Below are 18,207 nucleotides of genomic sequence, written 5' to 3' on the forward strand. Positions count from 1 at the left end.
TCAGGCCGGCGCTGTCAGCGGCACGCGCGCGGCCACCACGGTGTGGCCGACCTGCGACGTGATCGACAGCGTGCCGCCGAGCGCGTCGAGGCGCTCTCGCATGTTGCGCAACCCGATGCCACGGCGCGCGTCGGCCTGCGAGCGTTCGGCGTCGAAGCCGCAGCCGTTGTCGGCGATGGTCAGCGTGACTGCGTGCGCACCGAGGTCGAGCGTGACCGCGGCGCGTGACGCATGCGCGTGATGCACGATGTTGCTGAGCGCTTCCTGCGCGATCCGGAACAGCGCGGTGTTGATGGCGGCGGGCAGCGGCTGCGTGCCGCCGTGCGCGACCTGCGTGTAGCCGATGTCGATGCCGCTCTCCGTGCCGAGTTCGCGCACGAGCTGGTCGAGCGCGGCCGCGAGGCCGAGATCGTCGAGCATCGACGGACGCAGCGCGTGCGAGATGCGCCGCACTTCGCGCAGCGTGTCGCCGAGCCGCACGACGCCGGACGCGAGCGCCTGCTCGGCCGCCGGCACGCGCGCCGCGCCGCGCTCGAAGCGCGCGAGCGCCGATTCGAGCATCAGCTTCGCGGACACCATCATCTGGCTGATCCCGTCGTGCAGCTCGCGCGACAGCCGCGCGCGTTCCTGTTCCTGCGATTCGACGACGCGCTGCGCGAGCTGCTTGAGCTTCGCATCCGCGCTGCGCGATTCGCTGACGTTCAGCACCAGCGCGCAGACGGCGATCGCCGCCGCGCCCGCCAGCGCGATCGCAGTGAGCCAGCTCATCGTGCGTTCGATGTTCGCCGACGCGCGCGCGTCGATGCGCTGCAGCGCGTTGTCGACGTCGTCGAGATAGATGCCGGTGCCGACCATCCAGCCCCAGCGCTCGAGTGCGACGACATAGCCGAGCTTCGGCGCCGGGCGGCCCGTCGACGGACGCCGCCAGATGTAGCGCACATAGCCGCCGCCGTGCGACGCGGCGGCGGTCAGCTGCTGGATCGTCAGGCCGCCTTGCGGGTCGCGCATCGACCAGAAATTGTGGCCGACCCGCTCGGGCTCGCGCGGATGCATCAGCGCGTTGCCGTGCAGGTCGTAGACGAAGAAGTAGCCGTCGGGGCCGAAGTCCATTTTCTGCAGCATCGCGAGCGCCTGCGTGCGCAGCAGCGCGTCGTCGCGCGCATTGCGGCCGCTCGTCTCGTAGAGCGGCCGCAACGCGCTCGTCGCGAGATCGACGTAATGCTTGAGCTCGACCTCCTTGCTCGACAGGTAGGCGGCCTCGATCGTCGCGTGCTGCGTGCGCGCGAGCGCCGTCGCCTGCTGGCGCACCCCGATGCCGATGCCGGCGATAGCGAGGAGAAACGGCACGATGGCCAGAAGGAAGATCTTTGCCTTGAGTTTCATGACGGTAGGGGGCGGCCGGGCGGAAGGTCCGGGTCCAGGTCCGGGTCCGGGTCCGGGTCCGGGTCCGAGTCCGAGTCCGAGTCCGAGTCCGAGTCCGAGTCCGAGTCCGAGCCCGAGCCCGAGCCCGAGCCCGAGCCCGAGCCCGAGCCCGAGCCCGAGCCCGAGCCCGAGCCCGAGCCCGAGCCCGAGTCCGAGTCCGGGTCCGAGCCCGAGTCCGAGTCCGAGTCCGAGTCCGAGTCCGAGTCCGAGCCCGAGTCCGGAGGGCCGTGCCGCATGCGCCGCGCGGCGAGCCGGTATTGTCGGCGATTTTGCGGGCGCGCGGCGGCGGCGGCGCGCCCGTCTTGTGCGCGGTCAGGCGAGCCGGCGCTCGAAACGCGTATCGGCCTGCACGACCACCTTGTTCCTGCCGTTCGCCTTCGCGCGGTACAGCGCTTCGTCGGCCACTTTCAGCGCGGCCTGGACGCCGCCGTCCCATTCGGGGAAGCAGGTCGTCACGCCGATGCTGGCGGTCAGCCGGCCGAACTCGCTCGCGGCGTGCTTGATCCCGAGCTCCTGGATGCTCGTGCGGATCGTCTCGGCGATCGCCACCGCGCCGTCCGGGCCGACGTCCGGCAGGATCACGACGAACTCTTCGCCGCCGTAGCGTGCCGCGTAGTCGGCCGGGCGGCGCAGGCAACCGGCGATGCAGCGCCCGACCGCCGCGAGCGCGTCGTCGCCCGCCTGGTGCCCTTGCGTGTCGTTGTAGCGCTTGAAGTGATCGACGTCGACGAACAGCAGCGACAGCGCATGCTGCGAGCGCGCGGCGCGGCGCCATTCGCGCTCGAGCGTGTCGTCGAGCATGCGGCGGTTGTCGAGGCCCGTGAGGCCGTCGGTGCGCGCGAGCGCCTGCAGCTCGGTTTCCGCGCGATGGCGCTTGCGCAGCTGCACGTCGAGCAGCAGCGACAGCAGCAGGAAGCCGAGCGTGAGGAGCGCGATCGCCGAGCCGACCGGGATCGCGCGGTCGTACCAGGCCGCGTAGATGTTCGATTCGGCCTCGGCGACCATGATGATGAGCGGCAGGTGATCGATGTGCCGGAACACGTACAGGCGCCGCACGCCGTCGATCGACGCGGTGTCCGAGAAGCTGCCTTCGCTGGCGGCCATGAAGCGCTTGAACGTGCTCGCCTTGCTGATGTCCCGGCCGATGATCTTCGGGTCGTATGGCTGACGCATCAGCATCAGCCCGTTCGTCTTGATCAGCGACATCGAGCCGCGCTCGCCGAGCGCAAGACGCCCGAACAGGTCCTGGAAATATTCGAGCCGGATCGACATCACGGCAACGCCGCCGAACGAGCCGTCGGGCCGCGAGATGCGACGGCTGAGTGCGATGCTCGGCGAGCCGTTGCGCAGCCTCGAGAGATAAGGATCGCTGATGTACAGGCCGACGTCCGGACTGTCGCGATGCACGGTGAAGTACTGCCGGGTGCTGAAATTGCCCTTGCGCGGCACGTCGGTCGCACCGTCGACCGTGATGTTGCCGTTCGCGTCCATCACGTAGATGCCGCCGAGATAGCGCGCGGTCGTCGCGCGGTCGAACAGCACCTGGCGGCGCAGCGGCATCGGCAGTTGGTTCACGTCGGGCTGGTTTTCGCCCTCGACGACGGCGTCCAGCGACAGCGAATAGATTTCGATGTTGCGCTCGATGTCCCACGCGGCCATCAGCGCGAGGTTCTGCAGCGTGGTGCGTGCGCGGTCGCGCGCGTCGATCCGGCCCTGGTAGAGCAGGATCCCGCACAGCATCAGCAGGATCAGTGCGATCAGCAGAGCTGAATAGAAGATCAGGTGGGGGCCGAACAGCCGGCGCAGGTGAGCGGCAGCGCGGCGCGTCAGGCCGGGCTCGCTGGACACTGCGTAGTCGGTTTCTGCCATGGTCCGAAGATCGATGGGCATCGCCGCTACACGCGAAGGGCGCAGCGGGTCGATGCGATTGTTCGTATGACGATATTGGCGGCGATCCGGTACGGCCGTTCATGCCGGATGACGGGCAGGCCCGCTGACGGGCGCCGAAGTCATCCTGATGTGTGTCCCCCCGATGATGGAGAAAAATCCGCTGATAATCGGCGGCGTGCGCGGATGAAAATCGCGCAATCGCGGCCGGTATCGCACGTTATTCGCAGCGCGATTCGATTTGCACGTGCATCGGACGCAGTATAGCGCGCGCATTTGCGGACGCGATAAATGTTGAGAATCGCTGAGGCGAATCAAATTACGATTGATTCCAGCGAACGCAAATAATGACTCGAGCCTTGTCCAGCAAGGGTTTTCAGGGGTGCGGTGACGATATTCCGGCGCGTCGGTCGATTGAATCGAACAGTCGTTTGACGTGGCGAATCAGGGATAAACCGGATGCGAAACCGTATCGTTCGGCACGCGCCGATTATCAGGATCAATCGGGCGCAATCGGCATACCTGGCGGACATGAAAAAAGCGGCCGTTATGGCCGCCCGTATCGACGCACCGACACGGACACAGGCGGGGGCGACCCCGCCTGCGCCGGTCAGCCTGCGCGCTGGTGCGCCTTGAACGCGAGCCGGAACTGGTGCAGCAGCGGCTCGGTATAGCCGCTCGGCTGCGCGGTGCCCTGCAGCGTGAGCGCACATGCGGCCTTGAATGCGTACGACGAATCGAAGTCGGGCGCCATCGGCCGGTAGTTCGCATCGCCGGCGTTCTGCTGGTCGACGACCCGCGCCATCCGCTTGAACACGCCGAGCACGAAGTCCTCGGTGATCACGCCGTGGCGCAGCCAGTTCGCGATGTGCTGGCTCGAGATGCGCAGCGTCGCGCGGTCTTCCATCAGGCCGACGTTGTTGATGTCAGGCACCTTCGAGCAGCCGACGCCCTGTTCGACCCAGCGCACGACGTAGCCGAGGATGCCTTGCGCGTTGTTCTCGACCTCGCGAAGGATCTCCTCCTCGCTCCATTCGGCACGCTCGACGACCGGGATCGTCAGCAGCTGTTCGAGCAGCGCGTCGCGCTCGCTCGCGTACGCGATCTTCTCGAGTTCCTGCTGGACGGCCTGCACGTCGACGAGGTGATAGTGCAGCGCATGCAGCGTCGCCGCGGTCGGCGACGGCACCCACGCGGTGTTCGCGCCGGCGCGCGGATGCGCGATCTTCTGCTCGAGCATCGCATGCATCAGGTCGGGCATCGCCCACATGCCCTTGCCGATCTGCGCGCGGCCGCGCAGGCCTGCGGCGAGGCCGGCGAGCACGTTGTTGCGCTCGTACGCGGTGATCCACGCGGACGTCTTCATGTCGCCCTTGCGGATCATCGGGCCCGCTTCCATCGACGAATGCATCTCGTCGCCGGTGCGGTCGAGGAAGCCCGTGTTGATGAACGCGACGCGCGCGGCGGTCGCTGCGATGCACGCGGACAGGTTCACGCTGGTGCGGCGCTCCTCGTCCATGATGCCCATCTTCAGCGTGTTGCGCGGCAGCCCGTACAGATCCTCGACGCGCGCGAACAGCGTGTCGGAGAACGCGACTTCCGCGGGGCCGTGCATCTTCGGCTTCACGATGTAGATCGAGCCCGTGCGCGAGTTGCGCTTCGACTTCAGGTCGTGCAGCGCGCACAGCGTCGTGACGACGCCGTCGAGGATGCCTTCCGGCACCTCGTTACCGTCGCGGTCGAGCACCGCGCCGTTCGTCATCAGGTGGCCGACGTTGCGGATGAACAGCAGCGAGCGGCCGTGCAGCGTCAGCGTGCCGCCGGCGGGCGTCGTGTAGTCGCGGTCGGCGTTCAGGCGGCGCGTGAAGGTCTTGCCGCCCTTCGACATCTCCTCGACGAGCGTGCCCTGCATCAGGCCGAGCCAATTGCGGTAGAGCTGCACCTTGTCTTCGGCGTCGACTGCCGCGACCGAATCCTCGCAGTCGATGATCGTGCTGACCGCCGCCTCGAGCACGACGTCCTTCACGTTCGCGACGTCGGTGCGCCCGATCGGCGACGATGCGTCGATCTGAATCTCGATGTGCAGGCCGTTGTGCTTCAGCAGGATCGCGGACGGCGCGTCGGCCGCGCCCTGGTAGCCGGCGAACTGCGCAGGCTGCGCGAGCGCGGTCACGCCCGCGTTCGTGTCGACGGCGAGCTGGCCGTCCTGCACGCGGTAGCGCAGCGCATCGCGGTGCGAGCCGCGCGCGAGCGGCGCCGCGTTGTCGAGCACGCCGCGCGCATAGTCGATCACGTGCTGGCCGCGCGTCGGGTTGTAGGTTGCCGTGCGTTCGGCGCCGTTGTCTTCGGGCAGCGCGTCGGTGCCGTACAGCGCGTCGTACAGGCTGCCCCAGCGCGCGTTCGCGGCGTTCAGCGCGTAGCGCGCGTTCGACAGCGGCACGACGAGCTGCGGGCCGGCTTGGCTCGCGATTTCGCTGTCGACGTTTTCGGTGGCGGCTGCAACGTTCGCGGGCACGGGTGCCAGATAGCCGATTTGTTCGAGGAACGCGCGGTAGTTGGCACGGTAGGCGGCGACGTCGCGCACCGGGCCGGGGTGCGCGCGGTGCCAAGTGTCGAGTTCCTGTTGCAGGCGGTCGCGTTCCGCGAGCAGTTCGCGGTTGCGCGGCGCGAGGTCGTGCACCAGGGCCGAAAAGCCGCGCCAGAACGCGGCCTTGTCGATGCCGGTGCCCGGCAGCGCTTCGTTTTCGATGAACTGGCTCAGCGCTGGCGCGACTTGCAGTCCGTCATGGTCGATCATCGTGAGTCCTCCCGGGGAAAGATGGGGCGCGCGCGGATCACGCCGCGACGCTTTGTATGCCGGCGCGGGCGATCTGCGCGTCCTGTTCGGACTTTACGCCAGACACGCCGATCGCGCCCGCAATCTGGCCGCCGACGGTCACGGGCACGCCGCCTTCGAGCAGGCCCGAAACCGGCACGCTCAGGAAGGCGGTGCGGCCACCGTTGATCATATCCTCATACGCTTTGGTCTCGCGCCGGCCGAGCGCGGCGGCGCGGGCCTTTTCCTGCGCGATGTACGCGCTTGCGGGCGACGCGCCGTCGAGGCGCGCGAGCGCGAGCGGGTGGCCGCCGTCGTCGACGACGGCGATCGTCACGGCCCAGCCGTGGCGTTCGGCTTCCGCGCGCGCGGCGGCGAGCATGCGCTCTGCGTCGGCGCGGTCGAGTGCGGGTTTGGTCTGCATGGCGGGTTCTCCGGAATCAGTGGGGTCAGGGGACGTGGGGCGTGTCGACGAGTTCGATCCAGTGACGCACGGGCGTGCGGCCCGCGCCATTCAGATGAGTCTGGCAGCCGATGTTCGCGGTGACAATCAGGTCCGGCCGCGCCGCTTCGAGCGCGTCGAGCTTGTTGTCGCGCAGTGTCGTCGCGAGTTCGGGCTGCGTCAGCGAATAGGTGCCGGCCGAGCCGCAGCACAGGTGTCCATCGGCGACATTCGTCAGGTCGAAACCGAGCCGCGTGAGGATGCTTTCGACCGCGCCGCCGAGCCGCTGTGCGTGCTGCAGCGTGCACGGGCAGTGGAATGCGACGCGCCGCGCGCCGGGCGCTTCGTTCACATTGAGCGCATCGAGCGGCTCGGCCGCGATCACTTCGGCGAGGTCGCGCGCCAGCGCGCTGACGCGGCGCGCCTTGTCTGCATAGGCGGGGTTCGCACGCAGCAGGTCGCCGTATTCCTTCACGAACGCGCCGCAGCCGCTCGCCGTCAGCACGATCGCCTCGGCGCCGGCCTCGATCGCGGGCCACCACGCGTCGATGTTGCGCCGTGCGCGCGCGAGGCCCGCGTCCTGCGCGTTCAGGTGGTATTCGGTCGCGCCGCAGCAGCCGGCCTGCGGCGCCGGCGTCACGCTGATGCCGAGCCGGTCCAGCACGCGAGCGGCCGCCGCGTTGGTGTTCGGCGACAGCGCCGGCTGCACGCAGCCTTCGAGCATCAGCACGCGCCGCGCGTGACGCGCGGGCGGGCGCGGCGCGGCGGCGGGCACGGCGGCTGGAATCTTGCCTTGCAGTGTGCCGGGCAACAGCGGGCGCAGCGCGCGTGCCGCCTTCAGCAGCGCGGCGAAGGTCGCCGGGCGCGGCACGACGTGACGCAGGCCCGCGCGCAGCAGGCGCTCGCGCGCGGGGCGCTGTGCATGCTGCTCGGCTTGCGCGCGGCCGATGTCGAGCAGCGTGTGATAGCGCACGCCCGACGGGCAGGTCGTCTCGCAGTTGCGGCAGGTGAGGCAACGGTCGAGGTGCTGCAGCGTCGTGGCCCCGACAGGCTCGCCTTCGAGCATCTGCTTGATCAGGTAGATACGGCCGCGCGGCCCGTCGAGTTCGTTGCCGAGCACCTGGTAGGTCGGACACGTCGCGTTGCAGAAGCCGCAATGCACGCATGAGCGCAGGATCGCTTCTGCTTCGTCGGCCCGCGCGAGGGCCTTGCTTGCTTCGCTGAGATTGGTTTGCATGGGCCGTTCAGGTCAGAAGTCGGATCAGAAGCCGGCGTACAGGCGCCCGGGATTGAAGATCGCGTGCGGATCGAGCTGCGCCTTCAGCGCGCGGTGCACGCGCAGCAGCGCTGGCGGCAGCGGCTGGAACGGCGCCGGCGTCACGCCCGGCGTGAAGCACGTCGCGTGGCCGCCCCATTGCGCGGCGATGCGCTGCAGTTCGGCCGGGTCGGCGTCGCTCTTCAGCCAGCGCTGCGCGCCGCCCCAGTCGAGCAGCGTCGCGCCCGGCAGCGGCGCGCTCGGGGTGAGCGGCGCGTTGGCCGGCACCGACAGGCGCCACAGCGGGCGCGGGTCGTCGAAGAACGGCAGCGCGTATTCGCGCAGCGCCGTCCAGAACGCGCCATCCATTTCGTCGCCGCCGATCGTCGCGTGCGCCGCATTCACCGAGCCCGTGCCGCCTTCGAGCCGCACGCGCAGCACGCCGTCCGCATGGCACGCGCCCGCGAGCGGCAGGCCCGCGCGCCGCCAGGCGGCGACGCGCTCGAGCGCGTCGGCGGTGTCGAGTGCGAGCACGAGGTTGCGCGTCGCGCGCGGCTTCGGCAGCACCTTCAGCGACACCTCGGTCACGAGGCCGAGACAGCCGAAGCTGCCCGCCAGCAATCGCGACACGTCGTAGCCCGCGACGTTCTTCATCACTTCGCCGCCGAAGCGCAGATGCTTCGCGTGGCCGGTGATCACGCGGCAGCCGAGCACGAAGTCGCGCACCGCGCCGGCCCACGGGCGGCGCGGGCCGGACAGCGCTGCCGCGAACATTCCGCCGACGGTCGCCGCGCCGCCGAACGCCGGCGGCTCGCACGGCAGCATCTGGCCGGCCGCGTCGAGCGCGGCGTTCAGCTCGGCGAGCGGCGTGCCCGCGCGCACGGTGACGACCAGCTCGGTCGGGTCGTAGCTGACGATGCCGCGATGTGCGCGGGTGTCGATCTCGCGCGCGGCGACCGGGCGGCCGAGATGCGCCTTCGTGTCGCCGCCGCGGATGCGCAGCGGCTGCCGGTCGCCCAGCGCGGCTTCGACCTGGGCGAGCAAGGTCGCGCTGTCGTCCGTCGATTCTTCGAATTCGCGACGCATCAGAAACGCTCCAGTTCGGGAAACGGCAGCCGGCCGTGGTGGACGTGCATCGCGCCGAACTCGGCGCAGCGGTGCAGCGTCGGGATGTTCTTGCCTGGGTTCAGCAGCCCCTGCGGATCGAACGCGGCCTTCACCGCATGGAAGAACGTGATTTCGTCGGCGTTGAACTGCACGCACATCTGGTTGATCTTCTCGCGGCCGACACCGTGCTCGCCGGTGATGCTGCCGCCGACCGCGACGCACAGCTCGAGGATCCGGCCGCCGAGCGCTTCCGCGCGGTCGAGTTCGCCGGGCCGGTTCGCGTCGAACAGGATCAGCGGATGCATGTTGCCGTCGCCCGCGTGGAACACGTTCGCGACCGGCAGCCCGTATTCGGCCGACAGCGCCGCAATGCCTTCGAGCACGCGCGGCAGCTCGCGGCGCGGGATCGTGCCGTCCATGCAGTAGTAGTCGGGCGAGATGCGGCCGACCGCCGGGAACGCGTTCTTGCGGCCGGCCCAGAAGCGCTGGCGCTCGGCTTCGTCGCGCGCGACGCGGATCTCCGATGCGCCCGCGTCGCGCAGCAGCGCGGCCACGCGTTCGGCGTCCTCTTCGACGTCGGTCGCCGCGCCGTCGAGTTCGCACAGCAGGATCGCCTGCGCGTCGACCGGGTAGCCCGCATGGATGAAATCCTCGGCCGCGCGGACCGCGAGGTTGTCCATCATTTCGAGCCCGCCCGGAATCACGCCCGCGCCGATGATCTGCGCGACCGCGCCGCCGGCCCGGCCGACGTCGTCGAAGCTCGCCATCAGCACCTTCACGCTCGGCGGCAACGGCCGCAGCTTCACAGTCACTTCGACGACGATGCCGAGCATCCCTTCCGAACCCGTGAACAGCGCGAGCAGGTCGAAGCCGGCGCAGTCGAGCGCGTCGGCGCCGAGCGTCAGCAAGTCGCCGTCGATCGTCAGGATCTCGACCTTCAGGATGTTGTGCACCGTGAGGCCGTATTTGAGGCAGTGCACGCCGCCCGCGTTTTCCGCGACATTGCCGCCGATCGAGCACGCGATTTGCGACGACGGGTCCGGCGCGTAGTAGAGGCCGTGGGGCGCTGCGGCCTGCGAGATTGCGAGGTTGCGCACGCCGGGCTGCACGCGCGCGATGCCGGCGTCCGGATCGATCGACAGGATCCGGTTGAATTTCGCCATCACGAGCAGGATGCCTTTCTCGAGCGGCATTGCGCCGCCCGACAGGCCCGTGCCCGCGCCGCGCGCGACGACCGGCACGCCGTGCGCGGCCGCGACGCGCAGCACCGCGCGCACTTCGCCGACCGTCGCGGGCAGCACGACCGCGAGCGGCACCGTGCGATACGCGGCGAGGCCGTCGCATTCGAACGGCTTCAGCGCCTCGCGCTCGTGCAGCACGTCGAGGCCCGGCGCCGCCGCGCGCAACGCGGCGACGAGCGCGGGCCGGTCGACCGACGGCAGCGCGCCGTCGATCCGTTCGTCGTAGATGAAACTCATCGGGTTGTCTCCGCCATGCTGACGGCCGCGTTCGGCGCGGTCCATCGGAAGGACGGATTCTTGGCGGGCGCGGCACGTGTGTCCAGACCTCGGACGCGTGGTCATACCAGTTTTTGGATGGCAGTTTTCCGAGGGCGCTTCGCGGATCGTCAAAACCAAGTAATAACAAGGGTTTGTGGCAGAATCACCTGCATCTCCGAAAAGTGGTCATACCAGCATGGAAACGCAGGATCGCGAAGGCCGCGCGCGGCGCGTGGCGGACGTCGTCGCCGAGCGCATCGAGAAGCTGATCGTCGACGGCGTGCTGAAGGCCGGGCAGGCGCTGCCGTCCGAACGGCGGCTCACCGAGAAGCTCGGCGTATCGCGCACGGCGGTGCGCGAAGGGATGAAGCTGCTTGCCGCGCGCGGCATCATCGACACGACGCACGGCAAGGGTTCGTTCGTCGCGAGCCTGACCCCGCAGCGGGAAATCACGCCGATGATGCATCTGCTCGGCTCGCAGCCGCGCACGCTGTACGACCTGTTCGAAGTGCGCGGGATGCTCGAGGCGGAGGCCGCGCGGCTCGCGGCGCTGCGCGGCACGCCGGCCGATTTCATCCTGATCACGCGCCGCTATGAGGAGATGGTCGCCGCCGACGCGCTGGATCTCGATCCGGCCGCGCGCGCGAAGCTCGACCACGCGTTTCATCTCGCGATCTGCGAGGCGTCGCACAATCCGGTGCTCGTCAACACACTGCAGTCGCTGACCGATCTGCTGCTCAGCTCGGTGTTCGCGTCGGTGAACAACCTGTATCACCGCGAGCCGCTGAAGAAGCAGATCGACCGCCAGCATGCGCGGCTTTTCAACGCCGTGACCGGGCGGCTGCCCGAGCAGGCGCGCAAGGCGGCGAGCGAGCATATCCGGCAGTGCGTCGACTATCTGCGGGAGATCGAACAGGAGGAGCAGCGGCTCGTGCGTTCGACGCTCCGGCTCGAAGGGTGGACGTGACGCGCGAAGCGGTACGCCGGACGGTCCGATGGAAGGAGGATCGGCGCCGGGCTCGATCTTCGTCGACATCGTTGTGGCGGATTCGGGACACACGCCCTGAAGTGACTGGACTCCGGCAGCGGCCGGGTTGCCTCGTCGCGAGCATTGCGCGGAAACGCGACCGTTCCATCAACACGGCTGTGGCTGACGCGTCTTCCCGGACTCGCGTGGCCACGGCACCCGGATCCTTCAGATATCGGTCTGAGACACGCGCTTCGACAGCGCTTCGGCGCTTTCCTTGCGTTCGCTGTACCGGTCGACGAGGTAAGGGCCGATGTCCCGGGTCAGCAGCGTGAACTTGACCAGTTCCTCCATCACGTCCACGACGCGATCGAAATACGCGGACGGCTTCATCCGGCCGGCTTCGTCGAATTCCGTGAACGCCTTCGCCACCGACGACTGGTTCGGGATGGTCAGCATGCGCATCCAGCGCCCGAGCACGCGCATCTGGTTCACGGCGTTGAACGACTGCGAGCCGCCGCTGACCTGCATGACGGCGAGCGTTTTCCCCTGGGTCGGGCGAACGGCGCCGACCGACAGCGGAATCCAGTCGATCTGCGACTTCATGATCCCCGTCATCGCGCCGTGCCGCTCCGGCGAGCACCACACCATCCCTTCCGACCATTGCACGAGTTCGCGCAGTTCGACCACCTTCGGGTGGCTTTCCGGTGCATCGTCGGGCAGCGGCAAGCCGCTCGGATTGAATACGCGCACCTCGGCACCCATGGCCGTGAGCAGGCGCGCCGCCTCCTCGATCAGCAGGCGGCTGAACGAACGCTCGCGCAGCGACCCGTAAAGGAGCAGGAACCGGGGCGGATGCGCGGACGGCGACGTCGCCCGCAATTGGCCGGCGTCCGGCACGCGAAACAGCGTGGCGTCGAGTTGCGGCAGGTCGGTCAGGCGGTCAGACATGCTTGCCCTCCGCGTCGTCCTGCGGCGTGTCGAGATCGCGCACGGCGTGCGGTTCGATGCACGCGTGGCGGATTGTCGCCCGCGCGTTGCGCGAGGTCCCGCAACCCGGGGTGTGATGGATCGTGATGTCGGTCATGGTTTGTCCTTGTCGTTCCTCAAGCCCGTTCGTACCAGCCTTTGGACTGGTTGACGATGCGCACCACGAGCAGCATCACCGGCACCTCGATCAGCACGCCGACGACGGTTGCCAGCGCCGCGCCGGAATGGAAGCCGAACAGGCTGATCGCGGCCGCGACCGCCAGCTCGAAGAAGTTGGATGCGCCGATGAGTGCCGACGGGCAGGCGACGTTGTGCTTCTCGCCGACCGCGCGGTTGAGCCAGTACGCGAGCGCCGAGTTGAAGAACACCTGGATCAGGATCGGCACCGCGAGCAGCGCGATGACCAGCGGTTGCTTCAGGATCGCTTCGCCCTGGAAGGCGAACAGCAGCACCAGCGTCGCCAGCAGCGCGGTGATGGACCACGGGCCGATCTTCGCCATCGCGGCGTCGAATGCCGCCTGCCCTTTCGACAGCAGCAGCTTGCGCCAGATCTGCGCGAGGATCACCGGAATGACGATGTAGAGCACCACCGACGTGAGCAGCGTCGCCCACGGCACGGTGATCGCGGAGATACCCAGCAACAGACCGACGAGTGGCGCGAAGGCAATCACCATGATGCTGTCGTTCAACGCCACTTGCGACAGCGTGAACAACGGATCGCCGCCCGTCAGCCGGCTCCAGACGAACACCATCGCCGTGCACGGTGCGGCGGCCAGCAAAATCAGGCCGGCGATGTAGCTGTCGAGCTGTTCCGCCGGCAGCATCGGCGCAAACAGATGCTTGATGAACAGCCAGCCGAGAAACGCCATCGAGAACGGCTTGACGAGCCAGTTAACGACGAGCGTGACGCCGATGCCTTTGACGTGCTGACGCACTTCATGCAGTGCGCCGAAGTCGACCTTGACGAGCATCGGGATGATCATCACCCAGATCAGCAGTCCGACGGGCAGGTTGACCTGCGCGTATTCCATCCGGCCGATCTGCTGAAACAGGCCGGGCAGCGCCTGGCCGAGCGCAATGCCGGCGACGATGCACAGTGCGACCCAGACGGTCAGGTAGCGTTCGAAGAAGTTGATGGAAGGCTTTGCGACGGCCTTCCCTGGTGGGGCGACGTTGGACGTGTTCATTGCATTGGACAGGTGTCGGTCTTGAAATCGTCGGCGGCACCTGGATTCGGCAGGCCGCCATGCGAATGATCAGTTTTGCGAAATGTATGTCAACGCCGTCTGGAGTTCGGCATTGCTCATGCGATCGACGGGCAGCGCCAGCAACTGCAGCATGCGATAGCCGATCGCCTGGCGCGTGAGCTCGAACGCGAGCCGCTTGCCTTCGTCGCCGCCCAAAGCGTTCGACGGATCGGCATAGCCCCAATGCACCTTGACAGGACTGCCGGGCCAATACGGGCACGTTTCCGCTGCCGCGCTGTCGCACACCGTGATGACGATGCGCATTTCGGGCGCGCCGTCGCCGACGAACTCGTCCCAGCTCTTGCTGCGGTATCCGCTGACGTCGATGCCCGCGCCCGTCAGCGCTTCCAGCGCGAACGGATTGAGTCGGCCACTCGGCGCGCTGCCGGCGCTGTACGCGCGCACATCCTTGCCGAGCTTCGCGGCCCAGTGATTGAGCATGCCTTCCGACAGCACGCTGCGCGCCGAGTTGTGGGTGCAGAGGATCAGTACGTTCGTGGTCATGTATGAGGATTCCGATTTGCTGTTGCCCTATGTCGCGCACCGATTTCTGCGGTGCGACGTTATCGAGTTTGGTGAGCGGCAATGACAGCAGCAGGTCGATGCGACGCTTCAATGTCAGCGCAACGTCGTGCATGGCCTGCTGCTTCTGGTTCGAGACTCAGCAGCAGGAAGACTTCACCGGCACGCCGATCGGCTTGCCACGCACGGGGGAACAGCAGGCAGAAGCGTCGGTGTTCGATTCAGCCGCAGGCGCAGTACGTGATTCACCGAAGGTCGGAATCTCGCCGAGCGTCCGGTACGTTTCCCAGGCGACGCCTTGCGGATCGACCGTCCAGTATTTGTCGGAGCGCGCATAGCAGCACGCGGTGCCGATCTGCTCGTCGACGGGCAGGGCAGCGTCGCCAACGCGCGCGTGCATTTCCGCAAGCTCGGCGTCGTTTTCGACCTGGATGCCGAGGTGGTCGAGCCCCGGCGCCGCACCACGCTGCGAGATCGCGAAATTGACGCGCGGGTCTTCGAGCATCCATTTCGCGTAATCGCTCTTTTCGACCGTGGGTTTGCTCGCGAACAGCGCTGAATAAAACCGGATGCTGGCAGCCAGATCTTCGACTGACAGGTGGATGTGCAGACGTTTCACGACGCGTTCTCCTTCGAAGGCTTGCAACTGCCGGCGCCCGTCGGTGAACAAGGATTGCCGCCGCAACAGTTCTCCGTCAGGTATCCCAGCAGGTCGTTCATGGCCGAATAGTTGGCCGAGTAGATCATGTAGCGCCCGCGCTGCTCGACCGCGACGAGGTTCGCGTAGGTCAGTTCTTTCATGTGAAAGGACAGCGACGACGGCGGTATGCCGAGGTGTTCCGCGATTTGTCCCGCAGGCAGGCCGCTGGGGCCTGCTTCGACGAGAAGCCGGAATATGGCCAGCCGGGATTCCTGAGCCAGCGCGCCAAGCGCGCGTACGACATTGTTCGTTTCCATGTTTCGATAATAGTCGAAATATCGAAGCATGCAAAGATACCTGAATCACGGGCGGACGAAGGGCCGATCGCTTTGCCGCCGGCGGCTGCCCGGTTTTGTCCCGCTTGCGATGTGAAATTCAGCGAATCGATCGGGGTTCGGCAAAGTGAAACGCTATTGTTCTATCGTGTGACGACAGCGTTGTCGTTGTCCGGACTGCATGGCGGCGTGGGTGCGAAGGCAGGGATCGCGGCTGATGCCGGCATGGCGTTCCTGCTCTATCTGACGTACATCAACCACACCACCGTCGCAACGGCCTCCGGCAGCCAAATATGTCACAATGTGATCTATTTCGATGTCTGGCCCGTCATTCCCGGCGCGCATCGCGTGCGTGTCCCGCTCGTCGCGGAGCACGCGCTGTTGCCGCCCCGCCTGACGCGCCGCCGACCCTGAAGGAGGACGCCGCATGTCGATTCCGACGAGTGGCGACGGGCCTGATGCCCGCGCCGTCCGAACCCTGCACCGCCCCGTCTGCGATCTGCTCGGCTGCACCTGGCCGATCGTGCTGGCAGGCATGGGCGGCGTCGCCCGCGCGGAACTCGTGAGCGCCGTGACCGCGGCCGGCGGGTTCGGCTTTCTCGGCATGGTGCGCGAGCCGACCGCGCTGATCCGGCGCGAAGTGCAGCAGGTACGCGCGGCCACCGGCCGTCCGTTCGGCGTCAACCTGATTCCCGCGGCGACCCCACCCGACCTGCTCGACGCGCAGCTCGACACCTGCATCGAACTCGGCGTGCCCGTCGTCGCGCTGTTCTGGGACGTCGTGCCGGCCGTCATAGCGCGGCTGCGCGACGCGGGGGTGCGGGTCGTCCACCAGGTCGGGTCGCTCGACGACGCGTGCGCGGCCGAGGCGGCCGGCGCGCAGGCGCTGATCGTCCAGGGCGTCGAAGCCGGCGGCCACGTGCACGGCGACCGGCCGCTGGCCGCGCTGCTGCCCGACGTGATCGGTGCGACGCGCGTGCCGGTGCTCGCGGCGGGCGGGATCGTCGACGGCGCCGGCGTCGCGGCTGCGATGGCGCTCGGCGCGCAGGGCGCGGTGTTGGGCACCGCGTTTCTCGCGACGCACGAATCGTTCGCGCATGCGTATCACAAGCAACGCATCGTCGACGCGCGCGAAGGCGAGACGCTGCTGACCGACATCTTCCACATCAACTGGCCGCGCGGCGCGACGGTGCGCGTGCTGCCGTCGAGCGTGACGCGCGGCGAGCGTGGCGATCCGTTCGGCGATGAGCGGGTCGTGATCGGCGATGAAGAAGGCCGCCCGATCTATCTGTTCAGCACGGATTCGCCGCTGCGTTCGATGACGGGCGATTTCGAGGCGATGGCGCTGTATGCGGGGACGGGGGCCGGCCGGATCGGCGAAATCGCGAGCGCGGGCGACGTATTGCGCCGTATCGTCGGCGATGCGGCGGCGATCCTCGAGAACGAGGCGCGGAGCAGGCAAACGGGCGCGGCCGTGGAGCACGAACCGGTGCACAAGCCGGCAGACGAACCGGCGTCCGAACGCCGCGCCGCGCTGCTCGCCGTGCTCGACGAACTGCTGGAAGCGGAACGTGCCGGCGCGCGCGTCGCGTCCGAGACGGTGGCCGAGATTCACGACCCCGAACTCCACAAGCTGATGGCGGACATCCGCCACGACGAGGCACACTGGTGCGCGGTGCTCGTCGACGTGATCAGGTCGCTGAACGCGACGCCGACACGGGCCACCGGCGCGTTCTACGAAAAGGCGATGGCGATCGACGATCTGGCCGAGCGGATGGCGTTCCTGAATCGCGGCCAGCGCTGGGTCGTGCGCAAGCTGCAGGCGCTGCTGCCGACGCTCGAACAGCCCGACATCCATCACGCGCTGTCGCTGATGCTCGTGTCGCACGAGAAGAACATCGGACATGTGGATGCGAGGCTGCGCACGGGGGACGCGGGCGGCGTGCCGGCCGGCGCGTAACGGGTAAAGCAGCGGGTAAAGCAGCGGGTAAAGCAGCGGGGCAAGCGGCGGGGCGGGGTAAACGACATTCGTTCGGCATGAATCCGCGCTCCGCCGACGCTGCCGGATCGCCGGTAGAAGGCAGAAGCCAGACAGAAGACGAAAGCGACCGGCGCATCGCGCCGGATCAGATCGCCACGCTGTAAACGTCGCGCGCGGCCGCGCGGATCGCGTCGACCATCACCGACACCGCCGGTGAGACCAGCCGGTCCGTCCGCGTGATGAGCCCGAAATCGTCCATCCGGCAATCCATCTCCAGCGGCAGCAGCGCGACGATACCGTGCCCCGCGTAATACCGTGCGACCTCGTCCGCGAGCACCGCGATCATGTCGCTCTGCTCCAGCACGCGCGTGATGAACAGCAGCGCGGCGGTTTCCACGACGTTCGCCGGCGGCGCGAGGCTCGCGCGCTGGAACATCAGCTCGAAGCGGTGACGCAGCACGCTGCCGGCCGGCGGCACGACCCATGCGGCACGCTGCACGTCGGCGAGCGCGAGCGGCGCGCAGCCCAGCAGCGGATGTCCGGGCCGCACGACCGCGGCGACCGGCTCGCCGGTCAGCGGCTCGTAGCGCAGGCGCAGCTTGTCGTGTTCCGCCGACAGCCGGCCGAGCACGATGTCGAGCTTGTCCTGCGCGAGACGTTCGAGCAGTACGTTGCTCGTGTCGATCTCGACGGACACGTGCACGCCCGCATGCGTGTCCTTCACGGCGGCGACCGCCGGCGGCACGAGCCGCAGGCCCGGCGACGTGATCGCGCCGACCGAGACATGCCCGAGGTGCCCGGCCTTCAGCGCGCTGAGCTCCTCGCGGGCCTGGTCGAGGCTGCCGAGCGCCGCGCGCGCATGGCGGATCAGCGCGTCGCCGTACAGCGTCGGCCGCATCCCGCGCGGCAGCCGCTCGAACAGCACCGCGCCGATCGTGTCCTCGAGCTCGCGCAGCAGCTTGGACGCGGCCGGCTGCGTCATGTTCAGCGCGGCCGCCGCGCGATGGATGCTGCCTTCGTCGGCGAGCGCGACGACCAGCAGCAACTGGCGCGTCTTCAGGCGGGTGCGGATTCCCCAAGGGCTGGCGTCAGGCATCG

General features: G+C 68.2%; 17 protein-coding genes. 3 read left to right on the forward strand and 14 right to left on the reverse strand.

Annotation, left to right across the window (positions count from 1 at the left end; translation table 11 throughout):
- The 7 genes from ACV22Z_RS29270 to glcD all read right to left on the reverse strand — a co-directional run bounded on the left by ACV22Z_RS29270 (position 1) and on the right by glcD (position 10,406).
- Entirely contained in the window at positions 1–1,383 is a 1,383-nt protein-coding gene (locus tag ACV22Z_RS29270) for a cache domain-containing protein (RefSeq protein ID WP_448079737.1), read from the reverse strand.
- Positions 1,384–1,734: 351 nt separating this feature from the next.
- Positions 1,735–3,291, reverse strand: coding sequence for a sensor domain-containing diguanylate cyclase (locus tag ACV22Z_RS29275; protein WP_448079738.1), 1,557 nt, complete (start codon positions 3,289–3,291; stop codon positions 1,735–1,737).
- A 628-nt stretch (positions 3,292–3,919) separates the two neighbouring features.
- Positions 3,920–6,106 carry a malate synthase G gene (locus ACV22Z_RS29280; RefSeq protein WP_448079739.1) on the reverse strand — a complete coding sequence of 729 codons (2,187 nt, stop codon included), beginning with the start codon at positions 6,104–6,106 and terminating at the stop codon, positions 3,920–3,922.
- Between the two features lie 37 nt (positions 6,107–6,143).
- Complete coding sequence (locus ACV22Z_RS29285; protein WP_448079740.1) at positions 6,144–6,548, reverse strand: GlcG/HbpS family heme-binding protein; 405 nt, start codon at positions 6,546–6,548, stop codon at positions 6,144–6,146.
- A gap of 25 nt (positions 6,549–6,573) precedes the next feature.
- A complete protein-coding gene (gene glcF, locus ACV22Z_RS29290; protein WP_448079741.1) occupies positions 6,574–7,803 on the reverse strand; it encodes a glycolate oxidase subunit GlcF in 1,230 nt (409 codons plus the stop codon).
- 24 nt (positions 7,804–7,827) lie between these two features.
- Positions 7,828–8,907, reverse strand: a complete 1,080-nt coding sequence (gene glcE / locus ACV22Z_RS29295) for a glycolate oxidase subunit GlcE (protein ID WP_448079742.1) — start codon at positions 8,905–8,907, stop codon at positions 7,828–7,830.
- On the reverse strand, positions 8,907–10,406 hold the full coding sequence (gene glcD, locus ACV22Z_RS29300) for a glycolate oxidase subunit GlcD (RefSeq protein ID WP_448079743.1): 1,500 nt from the start codon (positions 10,404–10,406) through the stop codon (positions 8,907–8,909). Before glcD ends, glcE begins: the two co-directional genes overlap by 1 nt.
- A 217-nt stretch (positions 10,407–10,623) precedes the next feature.
- Between glcD and glcC the strand changes: the two genes are divergently transcribed.
- A complete protein-coding gene (gene glcC, locus ACV22Z_RS29305; protein ID WP_448079744.1) occupies positions 10,624–11,394 on the forward strand; it encodes a transcriptional regulator GlcC in 771 nt (256 codons plus the stop codon).
- 228 nt (positions 11,395–11,622) lie between these two features.
- On the opposite strand, the gene arsH is transcribed toward glcC, so the two are convergent.
- From arsH to ACV22Z_RS29335, 6 genes are all read right to left on the reverse strand, one after another.
- Positions 11,623–12,345, reverse strand: coding sequence for an arsenical resistance protein ArsH (gene arsH, locus ACV22Z_RS29310; protein ID WP_448079745.1), 723 nt, complete (start codon positions 12,343–12,345; stop codon positions 11,623–11,625).
- Positions 12,338–12,481, reverse strand: a complete 144-nt coding sequence (locus ACV22Z_RS29315) for a hypothetical protein (RefSeq protein WP_448079746.1) — start codon at positions 12,479–12,481, stop codon at positions 12,338–12,340. Before ACV22Z_RS29315 ends, arsH begins: the two co-directional genes overlap by 8 nt.
- 19 nt (positions 12,482–12,500) lie before the next feature.
- Positions 12,501–13,571: an ACR3 family arsenite efflux transporter gene (gene arsB / locus ACV22Z_RS29320; RefSeq protein ID WP_448079747.1), complete on the reverse strand. Its 1,071-nt coding sequence runs from the start codon at positions 13,569–13,571 to the stop codon at positions 12,501–12,503.
- A 69-nt stretch (positions 13,572–13,640) separates the two neighbouring features.
- Complete coding sequence (locus ACV22Z_RS29325; protein ID WP_448079748.1) at positions 13,641–14,135, reverse strand: arsenate reductase ArsC; 495 nt, start codon at positions 14,133–14,135, stop codon at positions 13,641–13,643.
- A 157-nt stretch (positions 14,136–14,292) separates the two neighbouring features.
- Positions 14,293–14,772 (reverse strand): ArsI/CadI family heavy metal resistance metalloenzyme, encoded by a 480-nt coding sequence (locus ACV22Z_RS29330; protein WP_448079825.1) that lies wholly within the window; start codon positions 14,770–14,772, stop codon positions 14,293–14,295.
- Positions 14,769–15,110 carry an ArsR/SmtB family transcription factor gene (locus ACV22Z_RS29335; RefSeq protein WP_448079749.1) on the reverse strand — a complete coding sequence of 114 codons (342 nt, stop codon included), beginning with the start codon at positions 15,108–15,110 and terminating at the stop codon, positions 14,769–14,771. Before ACV22Z_RS29335 ends, ACV22Z_RS29330 begins: the two co-directional genes overlap by 4 nt.
- A 111-nt stretch (positions 15,111–15,221) precedes the next feature.
- On the opposite strand from ACV22Z_RS29335, the gene ACV22Z_RS29340 reads away from it, so the two are divergent.
- Both ACV22Z_RS29340 and ACV22Z_RS29345 read left to right on the forward strand, forming a co-directional pair.
- Positions 15,222–15,542 (forward strand): hypothetical protein, encoded by a 321-nt coding sequence (locus tag ACV22Z_RS29340; protein WP_448079750.1) that lies wholly within the window; start codon positions 15,222–15,224, stop codon positions 15,540–15,542.
- A gap of 13 nt (positions 15,543–15,555) precedes the next feature.
- A complete protein-coding gene (locus ACV22Z_RS29345) occupies positions 15,556–17,088 on the forward strand; it encodes a nitronate monooxygenase (protein WP_448079751.1) in 1,533 nt (510 codons plus the stop codon).
- A 166-nt stretch (positions 17,089–17,254) separates the two neighbouring features.
- Here ACV22Z_RS29345 and ACV22Z_RS29350 read toward each other — a convergent pair whose 3' ends face one another.
- Positions 17,255–18,205, reverse strand: a complete 951-nt coding sequence (locus ACV22Z_RS29350; RefSeq protein ID WP_448079752.1) for a LysR substrate-binding domain-containing protein — start codon at positions 18,203–18,205, stop codon at positions 17,255–17,257.
- Positions 18,206–18,207 lie beyond the last annotated feature (2 nt).

This window comes from Burkholderia sp. PU8-34 (assembly GCF_053427725.1).

Bases quoted from the DNA above. Each gene is read 5' to 3' on its own strand.
- ACV22Z_RS29270 (WP_448079737.1), bottom strand. From the start codon at position 1,383: ATGAAACTCAAGGCAAAGATCTTCCTTCTGGCCATCGTGCCGTTTCTC.
- ACV22Z_RS29275 (WP_448079738.1), bottom strand. From the start codon at position 3,291: ATGGCAGAAACCGACTACGCAGTGTCCAGCGAGCCCGGCCTGACGCGC.
- ACV22Z_RS29280 (WP_448079739.1), bottom strand. From the start codon at position 6,106: ATGATCGACCATGACGGACTGCAAGTCGCGCCAGCGCTGAGCCAGTTC.
- ACV22Z_RS29285 (WP_448079740.1), bottom strand. From the start codon at position 6,548: ATGCAGACCAAACCCGCACTCGACCGCGCCGACGCAGAGCGCATGCTC.
- glcF (WP_448079741.1), bottom strand. From the start codon at position 7,803: ATGCAAACCAATCTCAGCGAAGCAAGCAAGGCCCTCGCGCGGGCCGAC.
- glcE (WP_448079742.1), bottom strand. From the start codon at position 8,907: ATGCGTCGCGAATTCGAAGAATCGACGGACGACAGCGCGACCTTGCTC.
- glcD (WP_448079743.1), bottom strand. From the start codon at position 10,406: ATGAGTTTCATCTACGACGAACGGATCGACGGCGCGCTGCCGTCGGTC.
- glcC (WP_448079744.1), top strand. From the start codon at position 10,624: ATGGAAACGCAGGATCGCGAAGGCCGCGCGCGGCGCGTGGCGGACGTC.
- arsH (WP_448079745.1), bottom strand. From the start codon at position 12,345: ATGTCTGACCGCCTGACCGACCTGCCGCAACTCGACGCCACGCTGTTT.
- ACV22Z_RS29315 (WP_448079746.1), bottom strand. From the start codon at position 12,481: ATGACCGACATCACGATCCATCACACCCCGGGTTGCGGGACCTCGCGC.
- arsB (WP_448079747.1), bottom strand. From the start codon at position 13,571: ATGAACACGTCCAACGTCGCCCCACCAGGGAAGGCCGTCGCAAAGCCT.
- ACV22Z_RS29325 (WP_448079748.1), bottom strand. From the start codon at position 14,135: ATGACCACGAACGTACTGATCCTCTGCACCCACAACTCGGCGCGCAGC.
- ACV22Z_RS29335 (WP_448079749.1), bottom strand. From the start codon at position 15,110: ATGGAAACGAACAATGTCGTACGCGCGCTTGGCGCGCTGGCTCAGGAA.
- ACV22Z_RS29345 (WP_448079751.1), top strand. From the start codon at position 15,556: ATGTCGATTCCGACGAGTGGCGACGGGCCTGATGCCCGCGCCGTCCGA.
- ACV22Z_RS29350 (WP_448079752.1), bottom strand. From the start codon at position 18,205: ATGCCTGACGCCAGCCCTTGGGGAATCCGCACCCGCCTGAAGACGCGC.